The organism is Oleidesulfovibrio sp. (assembly GCF_047973035.1).
Lineage (GTDB): Bacteria > Desulfobacterota > Desulfovibrionia > Desulfovibrionales > Desulfovibrionaceae > Oleidesulfovibrio.
The window spans coordinates 44,996-65,527 of the sequence record NZ_JBKEBF010000021.1; the positions used below are offsets into that span (position 1 = coordinate 44,996).

19 protein-coding genes are annotated in these 20,532 nt (G+C 52.7%); 2 read left to right on the forward strand and 17 right to left on the reverse strand.

The window, feature by feature from the left end:
- Positions 1-15: 15 nt before the first annotated feature.
- Together purF and carB are read right to left on the reverse strand one after the other, a co-directional pair.
- The gene (gene purF / locus ACK5LI_RS07025) at positions 16-1,404 is read right to left on the reverse strand and encodes an amidophosphoribosyltransferase (protein ID WP_416947614.1); all 1,389 of its coding nucleotides are present in this window, start codon (positions 1,402-1,404) and stop codon (positions 16-18) included.
- Between the two features lie 4 nt (positions 1,405-1,408).
- Positions 1,409-4,672, reverse strand: a complete 3,264-nt coding sequence (gene carB, locus ACK5LI_RS07030; protein ID WP_416947616.1) for a carbamoyl-phosphate synthase large subunit — start codon at positions 4,670-4,672, stop codon at positions 1,409-1,411.
- 404 nt (positions 4,673-5,076) lie between these two features.
- Between carB and hisH the strand changes: the two genes are divergently transcribed.
- Positions 5,077-5,718 carry an imidazole glycerol phosphate synthase subunit HisH gene (gene hisH, locus ACK5LI_RS07035; protein ID WP_416947618.1) on the forward strand — a complete coding sequence of 214 codons (642 nt, stop codon included), beginning with the start codon at positions 5,077-5,079 and terminating at the stop codon, positions 5,716-5,718.
- On the forward strand, positions 5,708-6,487 hold the full coding sequence (hisF, locus tag ACK5LI_RS07040; RefSeq protein ID WP_416947620.1) for an imidazole glycerol phosphate synthase subunit HisF: 780 nt from the start codon (positions 5,708-5,710) through the stop codon (positions 6,485-6,487). Before hisH ends, hisF begins: the two co-directional genes overlap by 11 nt.
- Positions 6,488-6,639: 152 nt before the next feature.
- On the opposite strand, the gene ACK5LI_RS07045 is transcribed toward hisF, so the two are convergent.
- The 15 genes from ACK5LI_RS07045 to ACK5LI_RS07115 form a co-directional block, all read right to left on the reverse strand.
- Positions 6,640-7,068, reverse strand: a complete 429-nt coding sequence (locus ACK5LI_RS07045) for a response regulator (RefSeq protein ID WP_416947622.1) — start codon at positions 7,066-7,068, stop codon at positions 6,640-6,642.
- A 78-nt stretch (positions 7,069-7,146) separates the two neighbouring features.
- Positions 7,147-8,622, reverse strand: a complete 1,476-nt coding sequence (locus tag ACK5LI_RS07050; protein WP_416947624.1) for an SLC13 family permease — start codon at positions 8,620-8,622, stop codon at positions 7,147-7,149.
- 31 nt (positions 8,623-8,653) lie between these two features.
- Positions 8,654-9,202, reverse strand: coding sequence for a CBS domain-containing protein (locus ACK5LI_RS07055; protein ID WP_416947626.1), 549 nt, complete (start codon positions 9,200-9,202; stop codon positions 8,654-8,656).
- A gap of 396 nt (positions 9,203-9,598) precedes the next feature.
- Positions 9,599-10,243, reverse strand: coding sequence for a hypothetical protein (locus ACK5LI_RS07060; protein ID WP_416947628.1), 645 nt, complete (start codon positions 10,241-10,243; stop codon positions 9,599-9,601).
- 525 nt (positions 10,244-10,768) lie between these two features.
- Complete coding sequence (locus ACK5LI_RS07065) at positions 10,769-11,989, reverse strand: response regulator (protein ID WP_416947630.1); 1,221 nt, start codon at positions 11,987-11,989, stop codon at positions 10,769-10,771.
- Between the two features lie 45 nt (positions 11,990-12,034).
- A complete protein-coding gene (locus tag ACK5LI_RS07070) occupies positions 12,035-12,463 on the reverse strand; it encodes a response regulator (RefSeq protein WP_416947632.1) in 429 nt (142 codons plus the stop codon).
- Positions 12,464-12,544: 81 nt separating this feature from the next.
- Entirely contained in the window at positions 12,545-14,020 is a 1,476-nt protein-coding gene (locus ACK5LI_RS07075; RefSeq protein WP_416947634.1) for an SLC13 family permease, read from the reverse strand.
- A gap of 31 nt (positions 14,021-14,051) precedes the next feature.
- Positions 14,052-14,600: a CBS domain-containing protein gene (locus ACK5LI_RS07080; RefSeq protein WP_416947636.1), complete on the reverse strand. Its 549-nt coding sequence runs from the start codon at positions 14,598-14,600 to the stop codon at positions 14,052-14,054.
- A gap of 32 nt (positions 14,601-14,632) precedes the next feature.
- Entirely contained in the window at positions 14,633-15,016 is a 384-nt protein-coding gene (locus ACK5LI_RS07085) for a response regulator (RefSeq protein ID WP_416947638.1), read from the reverse strand.
- A 16-nt stretch (positions 15,017-15,032) separates the two neighbouring features.
- Complete coding sequence (locus ACK5LI_RS07090; protein ID WP_416947640.1) at positions 15,033-15,482, reverse strand: histidine kinase; 450 nt, start codon at positions 15,480-15,482, stop codon at positions 15,033-15,035.
- Between the two features lie 287 nt (positions 15,483-15,769).
- The gene (locus ACK5LI_RS07095) at positions 15,770-16,417 is read right to left on the reverse strand and encodes a hypothetical protein (protein WP_416947642.1); all 648 of its coding nucleotides are present in this window, start codon (positions 16,415-16,417) and stop codon (positions 15,770-15,772) included.
- 81 nt (positions 16,418-16,498) lie between these two features.
- The gene (locus tag ACK5LI_RS07100) at positions 16,499-16,876 is read right to left on the reverse strand and encodes a response regulator transcription factor (RefSeq protein ID WP_416947644.1); all 378 of its coding nucleotides are present in this window, start codon (positions 16,874-16,876) and stop codon (positions 16,499-16,501) included.
- 3 nt (positions 16,877-16,879) lie between these two features.
- Positions 16,880-18,616 carry a sensor histidine kinase gene (locus ACK5LI_RS07105; protein WP_416947645.1) on the reverse strand — a complete coding sequence of 579 codons (1,737 nt, stop codon included), beginning with the start codon at positions 18,614-18,616 and terminating at the stop codon, positions 16,880-16,882.
- A gap of 16 nt (positions 18,617-18,632) precedes the next feature.
- On the reverse strand, positions 18,633-18,977 hold the full coding sequence (locus tag ACK5LI_RS07110; RefSeq protein WP_416947647.1) for a NifB/NifX family molybdenum-iron cluster-binding protein: 345 nt from the start codon (positions 18,975-18,977) through the stop codon (positions 18,633-18,635).
- 56 nt (positions 18,978-19,033) lie between these two features.
- The gene (locus ACK5LI_RS07115) at positions 19,034-20,509 is read right to left on the reverse strand and encodes a sigma-54 interaction domain-containing protein (RefSeq protein ID WP_416947649.1); all 1,476 of its coding nucleotides are present in this window, start codon (positions 20,507-20,509) and stop codon (positions 19,034-19,036) included.
- Positions 20,510-20,532: the final 23 nt, after the last annotated feature.

Consider the following 20,532-nt stretch of genomic DNA (forward strand, 5'->3'; position numbering starts at 1 on the left):
ATAGTATTAATCGTTTTAACAGCCGCACTCAAGGCACGACTTCAGATTTCCTTCGCATTCGATGGGGTACTTGCCGGTAAAGCAGGCAAGACAGTAGTCATCAGGGTTCGCTACAGACTTCAGCAGCCCTTCGATGGAAAGGTAATGCAGGCTGTCCAGACCGATAAAGCGTTCGATCTCTTTAACGGGATGATTCGCTGCAATCAGTTCGCCCTTTGAGGCAAAGTCGATGCCGTAGAAGCAGGGATGTTTAATGGGCGGGCAGCTTACGCGGAAGTGAACTTCACGCGCACCCAGTTCACGCAGCTTTTTAACGCGGGTCTGGATGGTAGTGCCGCGCACGATGGAGTCATCCACAATGATGATGCGCTTGTCCTTGATCATATCCTTTACGGGGTTGATCTTCACCCGCACGCTGAAGTCACGCATGCTCTGCGACGGCTGAATGAAGGTACGCCCCACGTAGTGGTTACGGATCATGGCATGTTCGTACGGCACTCCGGACTCCTGCGCGTAGCCGACAGCACAGTATACGCCGGAATCAGGGAACGGCATGACAAAGTCTGCGTCCACCGGAGCTTCCTGCGCAAGGTGCTTGCCCATGGCTTTACGGCAGAAGTATACGTTTTCACCGAAAACAATGGAGTCAGGACGGGCAAAGTAGACAAGCTCGAAAATGCAGTTATGGGATTTTTTGCCCATATCCATATCGTAGCTCTGTATTTTACCCTTATCGATAACGATCATCTCGCCGGGTTTAACCGAGCGGATGAGTTCTGCTTCCAGCAGGTCAAAGGCGCATGATTCGCTGGCAAAAACGTGCGATTCGCCGACCTTGCCCAGCAATAAAGGACGAAAGCCGTGCGGGTCACGCACGGCTATCATTTTATCGTTGGCAAGAATAAGCAGCGAATACGCACCGCGAGCCTCGCGACAGGCGGCAATGACAGCTTCTTCGATGGTGCCGCCATTCAGGTGCTTTGCAATCAGGTGGACAATCACTTCGCTGTCGTTGGTCGTCTGGAAAATAGAACCGCGAGCCTCCAGCTTGGAGCGCAGTTCCATGGTGTTCACCAGATTGCCGTTGTGGGCGATGGCGATGTCCATATCCTTGTAGCGGACACGGAATGGCTGAGCGTTACGCAGCAGCGAAGCACCGGTGGTGGAATAACGGGTATGGCCGATGGCGATGTCACCCTTCAACTCTGTTGAAAGGTGTCTTTCGTTAAAGACTTCCGGAACCAGTCCCATACCGCGCTCTTCGCGCAGAGTGGTTCCGTCCCAGGTTACAATACCGGCGCTTTCCTGACCACGGTGCTGCAGTGCATATAGTCCGAAGTAGGTCATACGAGCGGCTTCTGCATGGTTGTAGATGCCGAAGACGCCGCAGTATTCACGTTTCATGGTGTTATTTTTCCCCGCAAACAGGCGCATCTGTGTCGCCCGCATAGTATTCCTGCAGACTTTTTACCGTCAGGCCGCAACGACGCTGTTCGGCAATGGCACTGGCAATGGCGTGTGCGCCGGAAACCGTAGTGCTGTAAGGCACACCGTACAACAGAGTTGCCTGACGGATGTCTTTGGAATCCTGAACGGTGCGCTTGCCGGAAGCCGTGTTGACAACCAGCGAGACTTCGCCGTTCTTGATGAAGTCCACAATGTTGGGCCTGCCCTCGTATACTTTGTATACGGGAGTGCCGGAGACGTTGTTTTCCTCCAGCAGCTTGCAGGTGCCCTTGGTTGCCAGCACTTCAAAGCCGAGATCGGCAAAGATGCGTGCAACTTCCACCACGTAGGGTTTGTCTCTGTCATTTACGGAGATAAACACCTTGCCTTCCTGCGGCAGCTTCTGACCACCTGCAATCTGGCCCTTCATAAAGGCTTCCTCAAAGGTGCGGCCCATACCCATAACTTCACCGGTAGAGCGCATTTCGGGTCCGAGCAGAATATCAACGCCCGGGAAGCGCTTGAACGGGAAGACGGATTCCTTGACCGAGCAGTAACCGGAACGGCGCATGCTCCACGGGTCAAGTTCGCGCAGAGTTTTGCCCATCATCACCTGAGTGGCAAGACGGGGCAGCGGCACGCCGGTTGCTTTGGAAACAAACGGAGCGGTACGCGATGCGCGGGGGTTCACTTCAAGGATATATACCTGTCCGTCTTTTACGGCGAACTGGATATTCATCAGGCCCACTACGCGAAGTTCTGTCGCAAGAGCGATAGTCTGGCGGCGGATTTCTTCCACGATGCTCGCCGGCAGGGTGTGCGGCGGGATAACGCAGGCAGAGTCGCCGGAGTGGATGCCGGCTTCTTCGATATGTTCCATAATGCCCGCAACGTAGGTGTCGCAGCCGTCGCACAGGGCGTCCACGTCCACTTCGGTGGCACTTTCAAGGAACTTGTCAATAAGAATGGGATGCTCAGGAGCTTTACCCACATAATTGGCAAAGTAGGTACGCAGCTGCTCGGCATCGTACACCACTTCCATGGCACGGCCGCCCAGAACATAACTGGGACGCACAACCACGGGGTAGCCGATCTTGTCACTGGCAACCAGAGCTTCCTCAAGCGACATAACGGTGCCGTTGGCGGGTTGCAGCAGGTCCAGCTTTTCGATCAGAGCCTGAAAACGCTCACGGTCTTCGGCACGGTCGATGGAGTCGGGGTGAGTACCGATAATAGGCACACCGGCGCGCATCAGCGGCACTGCAAGGTTCAGCGGAGTCTGACCGCCGAACTGCACGATAACGCCGTCAGGCTGTTCCGCTTCCACTATGTTCATGACATCTTCAAAGGTCAGCGGCTCAAAGTAGAGACGGTCCGAAGTGTCATAGTCGGTGGAGACAGTCTCGGGGTTTGAGTTTACCATGATGGACTGCACATTCATGTCACGCAGCGCAAAGGATGCGTGGCAGCAGCAGTAGTCAAACTCGATGCCCTGACCGATACGGTTGGGCCCGCCGCCAAGAATGATGATCTTCTTGCGATCATCCGCGGTAAGCTCTTTACCGGTCTCGTATGTGGAGTAGTAGTAGGGAGTATATGCTTCAAACTCTGCCGCGCAGGTATCGACAAGGTAGTACGTGGGCACAACACCCATGGACTTACGCAGGTCGCGCACGGCGGATTCGGGCTGCTTCCACATTTCCGCCAGCTGACGGTCGGAGAACCCGTATTCTTTGGCGCGGCGCATCAACGACACGAGCTCGGGGTTTTCCTTGACCATGGCATTTGCCAGAGCAAAGTCTTTCAGCTCGGCTTCCATATCCAGCACGTCTTTGAACTGGCGCAGGAACCACGGATCAATGGCCGTGATTTCAAACAGTTCATCCAGAGTGAAGCCTGCCAGCATGGCAAGGCGCACCCAGAAGATACGCTTGGAGTTGGGAGTGCGCAGCATGGGCATGATGTCTTCACGCTCGGGCAGGGCATCGCGGTACTTGTGACCGAAGCCGGTTGCGCCCACTTCAAGCGAACGCAGACCCTTTTGCAGCGCTTCCTTGAAGGTACGGCCGATGGCCATAGCCTCGCCCACACTCTTCATGGCTGTGTTCAGTTCGTCGCGCGAACCGGGGAATTTTTCAAAGGTAAAGCGCGGCAGCTTGATGACGCAGTAGTCGATGGAAGGCTCGAACGACGCCATGGTTTCGCGCGTAATGTCGTTGGGAATTTCGTCCAGCGTGTAGCCCACGGCCAGCTTTGCCGCAATCTTGGCGATGGGGAAGCCGGTCGCCTTTGAGGCAAGTGCCGAAGAGCGGGACACACGGGGGTTCATTTCGATAACCACCATGTCGCCGTTGGCAGGGTTGATGCCGAACTGCACGTTGGAGCCGCCGGTTTCAACGCCGATTTCACGCATGATGGCAATGGAGGCATCACGCATCATCTGATATTCGACGTCTGTCAGCGTCTGGGCGGGAGCCACGGTGATGGAGTCACCGGTATGTACGCCCATGGGGTCGATGTTTTCGATGGAGCACACGATAACACAGTTGTCGTTCTTATCGCGCATTACTTCCATCTCGTACTCTTTCCAGCCGAGTACGGACTGTTCCACAAGGATTTCGCTCTGCATGCTGGCGGCAAGGCCCTGCGATGCGATTTCCTCAAGATCTTCCATGTTGTAGGCAATGCCGCCCCCGCTGCCGCCCATGGTAAAGGCAGGACGTACAATAAGGGGGAAAGGCATTTCAGTGCCAAGCTTTCGCACGTCTTCCATGTTGCGCGCAATGCCGCTGGCGGGCACTTTAAGGCCGATGTTGGCCATAGCCTGACGGAAAAGATCGCGGCTTTCAGCCTTGTTGATGACGTCGCGGGTTGCGCCGATCAGTTCTACGCCGCACTCTTCCAGCACGCCCATTTCTGCCACGGCAAGAGCCGTGTTCAGACCGGTCTGGCCACCCAATGTGGGTAACAGCGCGCAGGGTCGCTCTTTGCGGATGATGGCGGCGACGGTTTCCGGTTCAATGGGTTCGATGTACGTCCGGTCGGCAAGGCCGGGGTCGGTCATGATGGTGGCAGGGTTGGAGTTAACCAGTACCACCTCGTAACCTTCTTCCTTAAGAGCCTTTACGGCCTGTGTTCCGGAATAATCGAACTCGCAGGCCTGTCCTATGACAATAGGCCCCGAGCCGATGACCATAATACGCTTGAGGTCGGTCCGCTTTGGCATTTCGCTTCGCTGTATGTCGTCTTGGTTAGGTGTTACACCATCAGGCGGATGCACGCTAAAAAACGCAAATGGGTTGCGCTTTTCAGATCAAAAAGTTCTGACTGACATGTGTCTGGACGCAGACGTTGCGTCCGCACTCATGCAGCCTGCGCGCCCCGCAGTACCAGGCGAGAAAAGACACCTTCCGGCATCCTTCTGGGATTGTTGAGGAACATGCACACGAAGCCTATGCCCCGTCAGCAATTCCGCCTTTATACAACCGGAAGGGCCAGAAACGCAAGCTCCTAAGTCTATCATACCCGCCAAAGTTCATACATGGTGTTATAGTATGCAGGAAAGGCTTGCTCTTTCAGCGCAGAAGCTGATAATTGCCGAATACCTAAACCCCGCAAGAGGAGGGAACCATGCTTGCGATCCTTGATTACAAGGCCGGCAACCAGACAAGCGTGCGCCGCGCCCTGAATCACATCGGGATCCCCAATGCGATTACGGCCGATCCTGCCGAAATCGCCGCATCGGAAGGCATTATCTTTCCCGGTGTGGGGGCTGCCGGACAGGCCATGGACGAGCTGACCGCCGCCGGACTTGATGTGGTGCTGAAACAACAGGTAGAGGCCGGCAAGCCTCTTCTGGGCATCTGTGTGGGCTGCCAGATTATGCTGGACTACAGTCAGGAAAACGATACCCGCACTCTGGGCATCATTCCCGGAGAATGCCACCTGTTCAACCCCGCGCTGGAAGACGAGTCAGGGGCACCCATCCGCGTACCCCATATGGGTTGGAACCGCGTTACTCCCAGAAAAACCTGCGAACTTTTCAAAGGTATTTCCGATGACTCCGAGTTCTACTTTGTCCATAGCTACTTCCCCAATCCACCGGAAGAATACACCATAGCCACCACTCTCTACGGCAAGGAATTCTGTTCCGTTCATGGCGGGCCGGGTTTGTGGGCTGTGCAGTTCCACCCTGAAAAGAGCGGCAGACCGGGACTTAAGCTGCTGCAGAATTTTTACGCATACTGCAAGGAGGCGGCAAATGCTCAGTAAGCGCATCATCCCCTGCCTTGACGTACGCGACGGACGCCTGACCAAGGGCATCAAATTCAAGGGCAACGTTGATATCGGCGACCCAGTGGAAACGGCCAGACAATATTACGAACAAGGCGCCGACGAAATCGTCTTTTACGACATCACGGCATCGCATGAAGAGCGTGGCATCTTCCTTGATATCGTAGAAAAAGTGGCCTCGACCATTTTCATTCCCTTCTCTGTGGGCGGCGGCATAAACACGGTTGATGACATGCGAGATGCGCTGAACGCCGGTGCGGAAAAAATTTCCGTTAACTCCGGTGCGGTAAAAAATCCTGACATCATCAGTCAGGGGGCAGCCCGTTTCGGCTCGCAGGCCATCGTGCTGGGCATGGATGTCAAGCAGGTTGAAGTAACCGAGCAGATTCCTTCCGGCTATGAAATCGTCATTCACGGCGGGCGCAAGCACATGGGCATAGATGCTCTGGACTGGGCCAAGACCGCTGAAGCTCTGGGAGCAGGCGAACTCTGCGTCAACTCCATCGACGCAGACGGCACCAAAGACGGCTATGAACTGAACCTTACCCGCATGATCACTGACGCTGTGCAGATACCTGTCATTGCATCGGGCGGGGCCGGTCATCCCATCCATATGTACGACGCACTGACCAAAGGCGGCGCCTCTGCTGCTCTTATTGCATCCATCGTGCACTACGGCGAATACACCATCCCTGATTTGAAAAAACAGATTCAGGGCATGGGCTGCAAGATGCGGCTTACGTGGTAAGCGCGCTGACATGACAACAAAAAAGCCCCGATTCACTCGGGGCTTTTATTATTTATAATCGGCAGCGCAGATAATTTTTACAACAGGCAGTGCCGTTGTTTCAGTTACTTCGGCACAACAACACAGCCTGTCACAAACAAAATCTGCTCAGCCTACCATCCTTTCTCTTCAAGGATATTCTGAATTTTTTCTCTCGTTCTTTCTTCTGCGATAATCAGTTTTTTTGCACTCGCTTCATGAATTTTTTCTGTCAGGCTGTTGATATCCGAAGATTTCTCCACAAAGTCAGCAGCGCCATGCTTCATCACTTCTACGCCGCGCTCAATTGTAGCATGTCCTGTAAGCACTATCACCTGCACATCGTCGTTGGATTCTTTCATCCGCTTAAGCGTTTCCAGCCCGTCAAGTTCCGGCATCTGAAAATCAAGCACGATGGCATCAAATGACTTACGTGCAACCAAAGCCAATGCTTCAATGGGAGAGGTGGCAGTAGTCACGTCCATGCCACGTGCGCGCATACGCTCGGCCAACGCGTCCAGAAAGTCCTTTTCATCATCTACAATAAGCACTTTTTCCGACATTGCCCTTCTCCTTCAGGTAAGGGTTCAAAGCGCCGGAGCGAGCTGCCCCGCTCCGGCTTCTGACATTGGTTACGTAAACTACATGCCTACTCCGGGTATGGTAATGGGCATGCCCATAAGAGGCCATACCACAAGAACGAATATTCCGACCACTACAAGCAGCATGATACTGGCGATAAGACCGTACTTAAAGAACTCGCCGGAAGTAAACTGGCCGGAATCGTAGGCGATTGCGTTAGGTGCGGCACCTACCAGCAGCAAGAAGGGCATACCCGCCGCAACAAGTGCACCGAAAAGAATAACTTCGGGCGACACGCCGAGGTACGGCGCAATAACAAGCGCAACCGGTAGTGATATGGCAATCGCCGCCACGTTCATAATAAAGTTTGTCATAATCAGAACAAAGAAGCAGATGCTCATCACAAAGACAAACCAGTGCGCCTTTTCAAACATGACCAGCCAGTTGACAGCCAGCCACTTTGCAGCGCCGGTTTCCCACAGGCAGTAACCGATGCTCATGGCGCCCGCGAACAGCAGAATGATGTTCCACGGCACATTTTCAAGATCATTGATATCCAGAATCTTGAACACAAAGAACGAAATACTGGAAATCAGAATGATCGCCGTCTTGTCCAGCATCTTGAGCATGGGGAAGAACGAACGGAGGCTCATGGCAAGAATGACAAGGCCCACAATCACGGCAGCCATTATTTCCTTGCGCGAAAGCGGCCCCATCTGCTTGTTCAGCTCTCTTGCTTTTTCACGCAGACCGGGAATGGTATCACGTTCGGGCTTGCAAAAAATCATTACAAAACCCCACAGCAGGAACACCATCAGCCAGCCGACGGGAGCCATATAGTAGGTCAATTCAAAGAATGAAATTTCTGTTCCCACAATCTGCTTGAAAAAGCCGACTGCAACTGCGCCGCGCGCCGAACCCAGCAGGGTGATGATAGAACCGGCTCCGGCAACATAGGCCATACCAATGAACAGGCCCTTACCGAACTTGGACTTGCTGCCGGTATCATCATACAAAGCATAGATGGCGAGCAGCAGCGGGTACACGGTAGCCGCCACAGCGGTATGCGCCATGATATGGGTAAGAAGCGCCGTTACCACAAATACCCCTAGATATATACGGCTGGTCTTTTCGCCCACAACCATCAGCATTTTATAGGCAAGACGCTTTGTCAGACCTGTCTTGGTAAACACCAGACCGATCATGATGGATGCAAAAATAAACAGAACCGACGGGTCCATGAAGTCCTTGAACGCCTTTTCCGGCGGACGGACAAAGAACAGAACCTGCAGAACGCCGATACAGAGGCTGGTAATACCGATGGGCACTACTTCGAAAACCCACCACAGGCCGGCAAACATGAATACGGCCAGAGCGCCCTTTGCCTCTTTAGATAACGGAAAGCTCTCACCCAGAGGGTCTACTGCATCGGGCCACGCCGGCGAGTAGTAAATTGCAAGAAAAGCCACTACCCCCAGCAGCATGAAGCACAGTCTTTTCCAGTCGAACGATGCTGTTTGTACGTTGGAAGACATATCTATTTCCTTATCGAAACAAGCCTGCGGATTAGCCCGCGGGGCATTCAGTTATTTTTGTTTTCAAGTAATCAAAAACATCGCCAAGACGCAGCACGCCGGTTACTTCACCATCACGCTGTACAAGCAAAGGCTGATGCACCCCAAGGATGTAGCGGTGCAATGCATGTTCAACCGTGTCGTCTTCATCCAGAAGCTCTGCAGCTTCGGGCAGGTGCATGACGTCTGCAATTTTGTAGCTGCCGGCTTTACGGCATAGCGCCGCTGTCGGGTCGGCCCACAGGCCGAACTCGCGGATCAGCTTGTCTACCAGTCCGGCTGTCAGGGTTCTTCCCTGATACCGCTCGGGCTGTATGTGTTCATAACGGGGCTCAAGGGCTTTGAGCACGTCAAGCATGGTCAGCTTGGCCACAACTTTACCGTCACGCGTGACAAGGACGTCACGATGAGGCTTGCGCTTGTTTTTATCCCGGCAAAAGTCTTCTAAAGCGACAAAGGCATCAGACAGAACACCTGTGTCTTCGATGACAACATATTCAGAAACAGGAATCATTATATCCCGTACTCTCGGTGTTTCCATACGTCCTCCAGTGCCGGATGGCCCGCCCTGGCACATTTAACCGGTAAGAACTCAGTCGGGCTGTACCATCGACAACGGTTATAATAACTTCAAAAAACGCCTTATGAAAAAGAACTGTCAGGGAGCAGCCCTGGCAGGCAGCACATACATCTTTAGTTTTCAGGCAGCCGCGTTGCCGGCAGATATGAAGAATCACCCTGATTCGTTGCGGCGGTGTGCGAAGCTGCCTGCGATATGAGATACAGCTCAAGGTCCCTGAGCATCGCAATACGGCTTACAGGCTTCCGCTATGCGGCAAGTGCACCTGTCTGCATAAATTAAGCAGGAGGCCTTTACGGTGAGTCCGTATTTCATCGGCCATTCTCCTTATTTGATGTCAGCAAACGCATAGACATGTCAGTTCCCGTCCTTAAAAACCTGTTTACGGGCAGCATGTCTCTCGCGTCGGGCCTTTGCCGAGCAAACCTGTCTGTCTTTGCACAGTACCCGCCGCCTATGCTGTGCCGCCAGCGACAATTTGCCCAGCAGCGCATCCAGATCAAACGGGATGCAGATGTCGTCGAATGCACCGTTTTTCATGCCTTCAATTGACAACCTGACCTGATTTTTTCTGACCATCAGGATAAGCTGAACAGCACCGTCAAAACGTTTCATCCGTGTCAAAAATCGTGTAACGGCGCAGGTTATCTCCTGCGATCCGAAAACAAGAATATTCACAGTACCCATGCACAGCAGCGTCTCAACTTCATCATGCGTCCGGCAGGCGGTGCAGGCTACGCCCATGCCGGAAAGCCGTCCGCAAAGATTATCAACAAACTGCATGTCAGAGTCATACACAGCTACCTTCATGTGTTGCATAGCCATTGCTCCCCGTACCCTGCCCCGCTGTGCAGAACCGGCCCAGACGCCTGTACCGCACAGCACATGCTCTGCACGAAAATGGACAGTGACGCTGAAACGGCAAACGATGCGTAAAGCGAACATGGTGACGTTGCATAAAACACGTCCTGCCCGGACGACATACAGCAATGTATGTGCCATCCTTAAACATCGTAACAATTCAAGTGATTACTCACGCTAGTTAAAATTTACACAATCGCGAGAAACAAATGGAAGCACTATGGCAGTTTCTTCTGATACGTTAACGAACGTTTTAAAACAACAGAAGTTTCAAATAGCTTGACAAACAAACACTTCGCAGTTTCTTCTTTAAAATCGTCGAAAACGGTTTCGCAGTAATGCATTTCGGCACACAATTTTAATTTTTTTGTTGCAGTCGTGCCGCGTTTGTTGTTTTTGCAGCTGCCCCTTTCCGGATAAACCAAACGTTCCGGCGTTAGCTGCAACAAACAGCCACAGAGAAACAGACAGCATGTCCTTTTTGGAATGCTGCGCACATAACACGCCAAAAGGGGCCCCCGATCCCATCGGGAGCCCCTTTTTGGTGCGAGCTTGCATTCGCCACAAACTCAGTATGCGGAAGATGTTATCCGGCGTACCGGCGGGATGCCCCGCCGGCCAGCCAGAGACAACGGCTACCCCGAAAGGGGTTGCTCGCTTGATATGTTAAGCGCTCTTCAGGTTCTGACGCGCCTTGGTATTTGCCTTTAACAGAACAGAACTCAACTGCTCGATATCCACAGGCTTTTCAAGGTAAGCAAACGCACCCAGCTTCATGCATTCGGCGCGGTCGGAATCAGAACCCTGACCGGTAAGAATGATAACTTCAACCTCAGGCCTGCTTTCTTTAACACGGCGCAGAACTTCTTTGCCGTCCACACCGGGCATTTTCAGGTCAAGAATCATGACCTCAGGCTGATCGCGCTCAACGATTTCAAGCGCAGATTCGCCGTCGTATGCCACGGCAGAGCCCATTTCGCGCACTTCCAGACGCTGTGACAACGTCTGGGCAAAGTCGCGCTCGTCATCTACAACCAGAACGCGGTTAGGCAATTCAAAGTTGCACTGACGATAAATGGACGGGGCATGAATATCGCGACCGCCAACCACTTTCACGCCTTCCACACCCGGCATGTCAATCACAGCCGCGCGCAGGTTGGTGCCAAGCCGCTCAAGGTCGGAAACATCACCGTTAACAGTAAGTGTAACGACACCGGCTTCCGACACGACCTGTACAAAGTGGCCTTTGGAGGCAAGTTGAACCTCAACCTGTGCAGCCAGCAACACGTCCTGCACGTATTTGCGACTGGCTTCATCAGGCTTTACAGCTTCACGCCCCAGCATTTCCTTTACAAGGGCTGCAGCTTCCAGCGGGGTACTTTTATCCACGGGGATAACAATGTCATACAGCTCTGCTGCCCACGGGTCCGTATTGCCGGTAAGGTGCTTCACCCATTCTGCAGCATCGGAATCGCGCGCACGCAATGTCTTCTGAGCTTCACCTTCGCCGATGCCCTGAGCCGCAGCATTGGTAATGCGCGTTTCTTTATTACCGATAAGACACACCCTGAGAGCGTGCTTTACGGCGGTAGGCACCATCATGGCAGTAAAGCCCATAAAGAGCATGTTGTCCTTTGCCAGATGTTCAGCCACGATCAGCCGGAACCACGCACGGGCGCGCTCCCTGTCGTTGGTGAACGAGTTGAAGATGGAAGGCTTTGCGTCAAATGCCTTGCGCAGACGCGATGCGCTGATGCCGGAACGGCGCGCAGCCTCATCAACCACGGTGTCGTCAGTAACGTAACTGTATCCGGTAGCCTCCCGGATGGCGCTCAGGTACTGTTCTTCGTGGCAGTAGATCCCATTGTGGATTGCAATGACAGACATGGTTCCTCTCCTTACACCTGCATAGTCGGCCAAAGGCGGTCCTGCTTACCACCCTTTCTCTTCGAGAATGGCCTGAATCTTTTCTCTGGTCTTTTCTTCTGCAATGACCAGCTTCTTAGCGCTAGCTTCGTGAATCTTTTCAGTCAAGCTATTAATATCTGCAGATTTCTCAACAAAATCCGCTGCGCCGTGCTTCATCACTTCAACGCCGCGCTCAATCGTGGCATGGCCCGTAAGCACGATTACCTGCACGTCGTCATTGGATTCTTTCATCCGCTTAAGGGTTTCCAGCCCGTCTAATTCGGGCATCTGAAAATCAAGCACAATGGCGTCAAACGACTTACGTGCAACCAGAGCCAGTGCCTCGATGGGAGATGTGGCAGTAGTTACTTCCATGCCGCGTGCGCGCATACGCTCGGCTAATGCCTCCAGAAATTCCTTTTCGTCATCGACGATAAGCACTTTTTCCGACACAGCCCTTCTCCTTTAGGTAAGGGTATTCCAAATGCCGGAGCGCGGCAGCCGCGCTCCGGCTCTTGTTCTACGCTAAACGAACTACATGCCTACCTTGGGTACGGTAATGGGCATGCCCATAAGCGGCCATACCACGAGAACGAATATACCGACCACAACGAGCAGCAAAGCACTGGCGATAAGACCGTACTTGAAAAACTCGCCGGAAGTGAATTGTCCGGAATCATAGGCAATTGCGTTAGGAGCAGCACCTACCAGCAGCAGGAAGGGCATACCAGCCACAACCAATGCGCCGAACAGGATCACGTCGGGCGACACACCGAGGTAAGGCGCAATAACAAGCGCAACCGGTAGTGATATGGCAATCGCCGCCACGTTCATAATGAAGTTAGTCATCATCAGAACAAAGAAGCAGATGCTCATCACAAAGACAAACCAGTGGGCTTTTTCAAACATGACCAGCCAGTTGACAGCCAGCCACTTTGCAGCACCGGTTTCCCACAGGCAGTAGCCGATACTCATGGCGCCGGCGAACAGCAGAATGATGTTCCACGGCACATCTTCAAGATCCTTGATATCCAGAATCTTGAAGATAAAGAAAGCGATGCTGGAAATAAGAATGATGGCAGTTTTATCCAGCATTTTAAGCATGGGGAAGAAAGAACGCAGGCTCATGACAAGAATGACGATACCCACGATAAGGGCAGCCATTATTTCCTTGCGGGTGAGGGGTCCCATCTGCTTGTTCAGATCTCTTGCCTTTTCGCGCAGACCGGGAATGGTATCCCGCTCCGGCTTGAAAAAGATCATGAAGAAGCCCCACAGCAGGAACACCATCAGCCAGCCGATGGGGAACATGTAGTAGCTGAGATCAAAGAAAGAAATGTCGACGCCCACAATTTCTTTGTAGAAGCCTACCGCCACGGCACCGCGCGCGGCACCCAGCAGAGTGATAATTGAGCCGGCACCGGCAACATACGCCATACCGATAAACAGGCCCTTACCGAACTTGGTCTTGCTGCCGGTATCATCATACAAAGCATAAATGGCAAGCAGCAGTGGGTACACGGTAGCCGCAACGGCGGTATGCGCCATGATATGGGTAAGAAGTGCCGTTACCACAAATACCCCTAGGTATATGCGGCTGGTTTTTTCGCCCACAACCATCAGCATTTTATATGCAAGACGCTTTGTCAGACCGGTTTTGGTAAACACCAGGCCGATCATGATGGATGCAAAAATAAACAGAACCGAAGGGTCCATGAAGTCCTTGAACGCCTTTTCCGGCGGACGGACAAAGAACAGTACCTGCAGCACGCCGATACAGAGGCTGGTAATGCCGATGGGCACTACTTCGAAAACCCACCACAGGCCTGCAAACATGAATACGGCCAGGGCACCTTTTGCTTCTTTAGACAGCGGGAAGCGCTCGCCGAGGGGGTCTACCGCGTCGGGCCATGCCGGCGAATAGTAGATCACGAGGAAAACTGCCACCCCCAGCAGCATAAAGCATAGCCTTTTCCAGTCGAACGATGTCGCTTGTGCGTTAGAAGACATACAATGTTCCTTTTCAAAAAACGCACCCGGACTAACCCGCGGCGCACTCCGTCATTTTTGTTCTCAGAAAATCGAAGACATCACCGAGGCGCAGAACGCCAATAACGTCGCCGTCCTTTTGCACCAGCAGGGGCTGATGCACTCCGAGGATATAGCGGTGCAGCGCATGTTCCACGGTATCATCTTCGTCTACGAACTCAGCGGCTTCGGGAAGGTGCATGACATCTGCAATGCTACAGTTGCCTGCCTTCCGGCACAAAGCGGCAGTCGGATCGGCCCACAGGCCGTATTCCCGGATCAGTTTGTCTACAAGCTCGGCTGTCAGGGTTCTGCCCTGAAACCGTTCGGTTTGTACGTGTTCATACCTGGGCTCAAGAGCCTTGAGCACATCAAGCATGGTCAGTTTGGCTACAACCTTGCCATCACGTGTGACCAGAACGTCACGGTGGGGTTTGGCTTTGCATTTATCGCGGCAAAAATCTTCCAAAGCCACAAAGGCATCGGTCAGGGAACCGCGTTCTTCGATGACAACATACTCGGAAACCGGAATCATTATGTCCCGTACTTTGGGTGTTTCCATACATCCTCCATTGCCCGGTGGCCCACCCGGGGCTAGTCTGCGCTAAGCAGGGCCGCCTCATTGGCGGCGGCTGCAATAACCTCAGAGAGCTGACTGATATCCACAGGTTTGTTCAGGTACTCAAAAACCCCTATCAACCGTGCAGAATCCTCGTCTTTTCGGCCCCCGTGCCCTGTCAGCATAATCACCTGCATATGCGGGCATTTTTTGCGGACATTGCGCAGCACTTCCATCCCGTCCATGCCAGGAAGCCTAAGGTCCAGAACCATCACTGATGCACCGCAGTCATCCACTATCTGCAACGCGTGTTCGCCGTCATGAGCAGTATCCACGGTCATTCCGCGAATCCTGAGACGCTCTGCCAAGGTCTGAACAAAATCGACCTCGTCATCCACAAGCAAAACGTGAATAGCCATGTCAGTTTCCTTCCCTTTATTCCTCGTCCGGCACTCTTCCGAATACAGACAGCCCCTTTGCAGGCTGTTCCGCACTCTGCTGTCTGCGTTGCAAAAGCCGTCTTTGCTGTACAGCTAACGACAGCTTGCCCAACAACGCATCCAGGGCAAACGGGATGTAGATGTCATCGAACGCACCATTTTTCATGCCTTCGATAGAAAGTCGCACCTGGTCTTTTCTGACCATCAAGATAACCTGAACGGTATCGTCGCAGCGACTCATACGGGCTAGAAACCGCATTACCGCAGAACTCACCTCTTGCGAACCAAAGACAAGAACATCAATACCGCCCGTGCACAGCAGTGTTTCAATCTCGTCTGTCGTCCGGCATACCGCGCAGGCTATTCCCAATCCGGAAAGCCTGTCGGCAAGGTGGTCTACAAACTGCCGGTCTGAATCATACAAGGCCACATTTGCGATTTTCATTACCCTTGCCCCCGATGTGTCGCCATGGCGTGTAAAACCGGCAGGGCGCCCTGCGTGCTCGCAGCGCCGGTTACACACAGCCCCGAGCAGCAGCATCGGGAAGCCAGAGGCAATTCAAAACGGTTCTTGTGTCTTTGCATGAATCGTTTCCTGTCCTTGTGAAATTATAGGCAAGGACTGTGCCACCAGCGAGTGAGTAGTTATCTTGATACATTAAGTAGATTGTTAAAAAAAGCACACGCTCTGATGAAACAAAAAGAATCATCAGGGCAAAAATTGTCACTACATTATGAAGCTATTTCAAACGGGAAAAACGTTTCGATTTGTCTGATCTGCGAATCACTCTGCACTGAGCCCCCCATTTCGCCCAGACAGTCTGCAGCCTGAGCTATCAGCAAATCGGAGGTCAGGTCCGGCATGTCGCAGCCGCTGACAACAAAACGAACAACAACGCCTCTGTCGCTCTTTTCACCGGTGAGGGTGACCGTGGAAGAGGCAGGAAGTGTTGCCAGAAGTGCGTCCATCACATGAAAAAGAACCATCTGAAAACGCACAGGATCGGTAGAAAAAGAAATGCCCGCAGGAGTAATCCCGTGGGCAAGAGAAATATTTTTCAGCCGCGCAAAGCGACCGCAAACAAAAACAAAGTAATCAAGCCATTCTGCGGCATCAATAGTAGCGACAGGAGCATCGGGACCATGCGCCAGACGCGACAGCGCGGCACAGATATCCATCCCCCGCTTAGCCTGACCGGAAATCCGGGCAAGGCTTTTTTCGAAGACATCCCGTTTGGGAAAGTCCTCTTTACTCAACAGCAACATGTCCTCCAGCAACCCGCCGGATTCACGCATGGTTGCCAGCACGTTACGCATTTCGTGCGTCAGGGCCGCAGTAATCCGTCCCATGTACGCAGCCTTTTCATGCTCACGTGTCATGTGCCCTCCTGCAATCGGTACAACGCCTGCCACATTGCACCGGATTTCACAAGCCAGACTATCTAACCCTGTTTCCTGCCATTATGCAGAGTTAGGCGCCTTTGTGGCTTCGCGAATTTTTTCGATGAGGTCATCAATGCTGATCGGTTTGACGAGATAATCAAACGCGCCCAGCCTCATGCCTTCAATTCCATCCCTTGTAGAACCCTTTCCTGTCAACAGAATAACGGGTAGTTGGGGAAAATTTTCTCGAATTTGCCGTAAAACATCCAATCCGCTGATACCCGGCATCATCACATCAACGACCATAACATTGGGAGTTTCTTCACGAGCGATGCGCAAAGCATCCTGCCCGTCTGTAGTAACAGAGGCATTAAGCCCCCGCAAACGCAACCTTTCAGCAAGAGTTCCGGCAAACTCTATCTCATCATCCACCAGTAACACTTTAAGCTCTGACATCACCTACGACTCCTTTGGCAACTGTGCACGCTTGGGCAACTCTATCGTAAAGGTCGAACCTTTGCCTTCTTCACTATCCACATGAATACGCCCGCCTAGCTTCTGGACGATGCCATATGTAATCGCCAGACCAAGGCCGGTACCTTCTGCCCCTTTAGTAGTGAAAAACGGCTCGAATATATGACTCAACACCTCACTGGACATGCCTACACCATTATCGGTAATTTTTACCGCGACCTTGTCCAGTCCCACCGCACGAGTAACAATATGTACGTTTCCGCCATTATCCACAGCGGCAATGGCGTTATTGATGATGTTCAAAAAAACCTGCTGCAACTGACCCCGGTCAGAAGAAATACGCGGCAGTTCTTCATCGAGTTCAAGCTGAAGATTAATATTACGGTACAGGCTTTCCTTTTCCAGAAAGCCCAGCACTTCGCGCACAATCTCATTAATATCGAGAGGCTCGACCTGAACTTCCATTCTGCGCGCAAAGCCAAGCAGGCGGTGCGTAATGGTACGGCACCGCGAAACAGACTGCAGCACCGAAGAAACAAGCTCAGGAAATTTTGCCCTGACTATTTCATCGTTTCCATGCTCAAGCAGGTCGTTCATCAGACCGGCTTTTTCATTGATAATGGCAAGGGGGTTGTTGATTTCGTGCGCGACACCAGCGGCAAGACGACCGATGGAGGAAAGCTTATGAGCATGTTCCACTTCACGAAACGCAGCCGCACGCTTTTCATCCGCTTCACGGATGCGGCGGACAAGAACACCTGTAAGCGCCCAGACAACAAACACTATCAGCACAGTACTGCCAAGGAACAGCGTCAGCATTTCCATACGCAGCTTATTCCATGCCTGATAGGCCACGCTGGTAGGCTTAACCAGCACCAACGTCAGTTCGGGCTTAACAAAATTCACATGGCCGACAAAAATTTTCTGACCGTTCAGCCCTTCACTCTCCACGACTTCCGGCTGATACGATCCCGGCCCGACAGCTATGGCGGCCTGCTCCAATACCTTGCCGAAGTAACGTGAGTCTGTCTGCATCACGCCTGCACGGTTTATCAGAAAAGCATCAGACTGAGAGCCTAACCCCATTGCCGCGATCAGGTCTTCAAAACGGTCGGTATTAATTGTGGCGCGCACAACCCAGCGTGATCCGTCATCATCAAGATGCTCCACGGCAATCGCCACATGAGGAATGCCCCGATAGCCCATAAAAACATCACTGATGTAACTGCCCCGCACCCTTACCTGCTGAAACCATTCCTGCTGTGAGTAGTCTTTATTTTTCAGGTCATAAGGGCCGACATAGCTGACCTGCGTGCCGCTGGAATTGATAAGCCCGAGGTCGACAAAGCCGTCCATCTCTTTTTTGGCGGCGTGATATACTCTGTTCAGAGTTTTCTGATCTTTAAGCTGGTCAAAAGTATACGCACCTGCAACAAAAGCAACAGAGGCCAGCCGTTCATGCAGAAAAAGCTCAAATGAGTGTCTTGTCTTATGTATCAGCGTACGCACCTGGCTTTCCGCCTGCGTCTTCAGCGAATCCTGATACATAAAAAAATTAATGGCGGCCATGAGCGCCAGCGGCACGACCGACACCGAAACTATCAGGATAATAATGTTCCGGCGCAGGTAATAATACCGCTTTGACGATTGTGTTCCCCCCAGCGGGTCGAACAGCCGCACCAGCCAGCTGCGGCTTGCGTTGTCAGTTTGTTGTGGCTCCATGACCGCCCCTCATTCGTTAATTATCGCGGAAGACAAGTACCGACCCCGGCCTGAGGGTCTTTGCAAGGTATGCATTGATGACATCCTTGCTGCGCCCTACCACAGAGTCGAAAACTTCAATGCGTTTCCAGTGCAGGTACTCGTAGTATTCTTCTTCTATCCCGCAACATATCACCACGTCCACATGTTCGCGAAGGATAAGGTGGCATAATTCTTCTGCGGAAGCATGCGGAAGCACTATCGTGCGTTCTTCTTCAACGATGTTCCGCTCACCTGTACGGCCCAGCCATATTTCCGTTGCAAGATCAAACCGCGGTGCAACATCGCTACCGTACAACGTAACAAGTATTCTTTTGCTCATGGCCCAACCAGCCCCCGTGGCCGCCGCTCGGCGGTCTGTGTATATTTCCCGGCGAATCAGGAAGATTCGATTTCATAAAACTTCATTTTACGCCACAGCGTGGAGCGTGCCCAACCCAGAATTTCCGCCGCTTTGTTCTTACGGCCTCTGGCCTGCAGCAGGGCATCCAGAATCATCTTGCGCTCCATATCCGCCCAGTTCACAGCGCCGCCTGGGGCAGCCTGCGCCGGAGGAGGCATAGCGCCTGAGACCGGCGGCATCGACGTCTGCACATCCCGCACAGGGGCAGACATACTGGGAGCCGCCACCACAGATGAAGCAGGCTGCTCCATAAGGTAACGCGGCAGATGTTCTACTTCTATCGTTTCCTGCCCGCACACATTTACACAGTACTCAACTACATTGCGCAGCTCACGGACGTTTCCGGGAAATGTATAATGTTCAAGGAAATACAGCGCATCCTGTGAAAAACCGGTTACTTTTTTCCCGAATTCTTCGCTGAATACGTGGACAAAATGATTAAGGAACAGATTGATATCTTCGCCCCGCTCACGCAGAGGCGGCATATGAAAGCGGACAACGTTCAGGCGGTACAGAAGGTCTTCTCTGAACTTACCTTCCCGAACCATCTGCCGAAGGTCTCTGTGCGTGGCCGCAACGATACGCACGTCCACGTTGACGCCTTTTGTACTGCCAAGCGGGTGAATAACCTTGTCATCAAGAAAAGTGAGCAGTTTGACTTGAAGGGAAAGCGGCAGGTCACCGATTTCAGTAAGGAAGAGTGTGCCGTTGTGCGCCATTCTGAAGCGACCGGGCTTACTTTCTGTAGCTCCGGTAAAAGCGCCTTTACTATGGCCGAAAAGTTCGGATTCGAGCAGAGTCTCCGGCAACGCACCGCAGTTAACCTTTACAAAAGGCCCTTTTGCACGGGTTGAGGCGTTATGGATGGCTTCTGCCAGCAAGTCCTTGCCGGTGCCTGTTTCACCGGTGACGAGCACCGAAGAGTCAGTCTGCGCAATGCCGGGCACCATCTGGAAGATGCGTTCCATTTCGTGGCTGTGGCCAATCATATCGCCAAAGCCGTACGACCAGCCTTGCTTGATCTCCAGCTCCTGAAGAATACGAATATCTTCCAACGCCTCCACATAGCCGGCAATAGAACCGTCCGGCGCATGTACCGGCGCAAAGTTGGCACGTACCGGAATCTTTTTACGGTCTTTATTGACGATGTTCGCATCAACACAGACGGCTGAATCGGTATCTTCAACTTTTGCCAGCGGGCATTTATCCGGACACAGACTGCTGCGCATAACATACATGCAATGCAAACCGCGGGCTTCTTCCAATGAAAATCCCGTCAGCACCTGAGCCGCTTCATTAATGAACAGAACTTTCCGCTCGGGCGAAATTATCGCAAGCGGAAACGGAATCGTATCCAGCAACGGACCTGCCTCCACCGGCATGGCAAACATACCGTTTACCATCGGAGAGACACCGGTTGCGGATACTCCTTGAGCAGTACGGTCACTCACAGCTATACCCCCACATTAAACAT

Coding starts and splice junctions, on each gene's coding strand:
- purF (WP_416947614.1), bottom strand. CDS start 1,404: ATGAAACGTGAATACTGCGGCGTCTTCGGCATCTACAACCATGCAGAA.
- carB (WP_416947616.1), bottom strand. CDS start 4,672: ATGCCAAAGCGGACCGACCTCAAGCGTATTATGGTCATCGGCTCGGGG.
- hisH (WP_416947618.1), top strand. CDS start 5,077: ATGCTTGCGATCCTTGATTACAAGGCCGGCAACCAGACAAGCGTGCGC.
- hisF (WP_416947620.1), top strand. CDS start 5,708: ATGCTCAGTAAGCGCATCATCCCCTGCCTTGACGTACGCGACGGACGC.
- ACK5LI_RS07045 (WP_416947622.1), bottom strand. CDS start 7,068: ATGTCGGAAAAAGTGCTTATTGTAGATGATGAAAAGGACTTTCTGGAC.
- ACK5LI_RS07050 (WP_416947624.1), bottom strand. CDS start 8,622: ATGTCTTCCAACGTACAAACAGCATCGTTCGACTGGAAAAGACTGTGC.
- ACK5LI_RS07055 (WP_416947626.1), bottom strand. CDS start 9,202: ATGGAAACACCGAGAGTACGGGATATAATGATTCCTGTTTCTGAATAT.
- ACK5LI_RS07060 (WP_416947628.1), bottom strand. CDS start 10,243: ATGGCACATACATTGCTGTATGTCGTCCGGGCAGGACGTGTTTTATGC.
- ACK5LI_RS07065 (WP_416947630.1), bottom strand. CDS start 11,989: ATGTCTGTCATTGCAATCCACAATGGGATCTACTGCCACGAAGAACAG.
- ACK5LI_RS07075 (WP_416947634.1), bottom strand. CDS start 14,020: ATGTCTTCTAACGCACAAGCGACATCGTTCGACTGGAAAAGGCTATGC.
- ACK5LI_RS07080 (WP_416947636.1), bottom strand. CDS start 14,600: ATGGAAACACCCAAAGTACGGGACATAATGATTCCGGTTTCCGAGTAT.
- ACK5LI_RS07085 (WP_416947638.1), bottom strand. CDS start 15,016: ATGGCTATTCACGTTTTGCTTGTGGATGACGAGGTCGATTTTGTTCAG.
- ACK5LI_RS07090 (WP_416947640.1), bottom strand. CDS start 15,482: ATGAAAATCGCAAATGTGGCCTTGTATGATTCAGACCGGCAGTTTGTA.
- ACK5LI_RS07095 (WP_416947642.1), bottom strand. CDS start 16,417: ATGACACGTGAGCATGAAAAGGCTGCGTACATGGGACGGATTACTGCG.
- ACK5LI_RS07100 (WP_416947644.1), bottom strand. CDS start 16,876: ATGTCAGAGCTTAAAGTGTTACTGGTGGATGATGAGATAGAGTTTGCC.
- ACK5LI_RS07105 (WP_416947645.1), bottom strand. CDS start 18,616: ATGGAGCCACAACAAACTGACAACGCAAGCCGCAGCTGGCTGGTGCGG.
- ACK5LI_RS07110 (WP_416947647.1), bottom strand. CDS start 18,977: ATGAGCAAAAGAATACTTGTTACGTTGTACGGTAGCGATGTTGCACCG.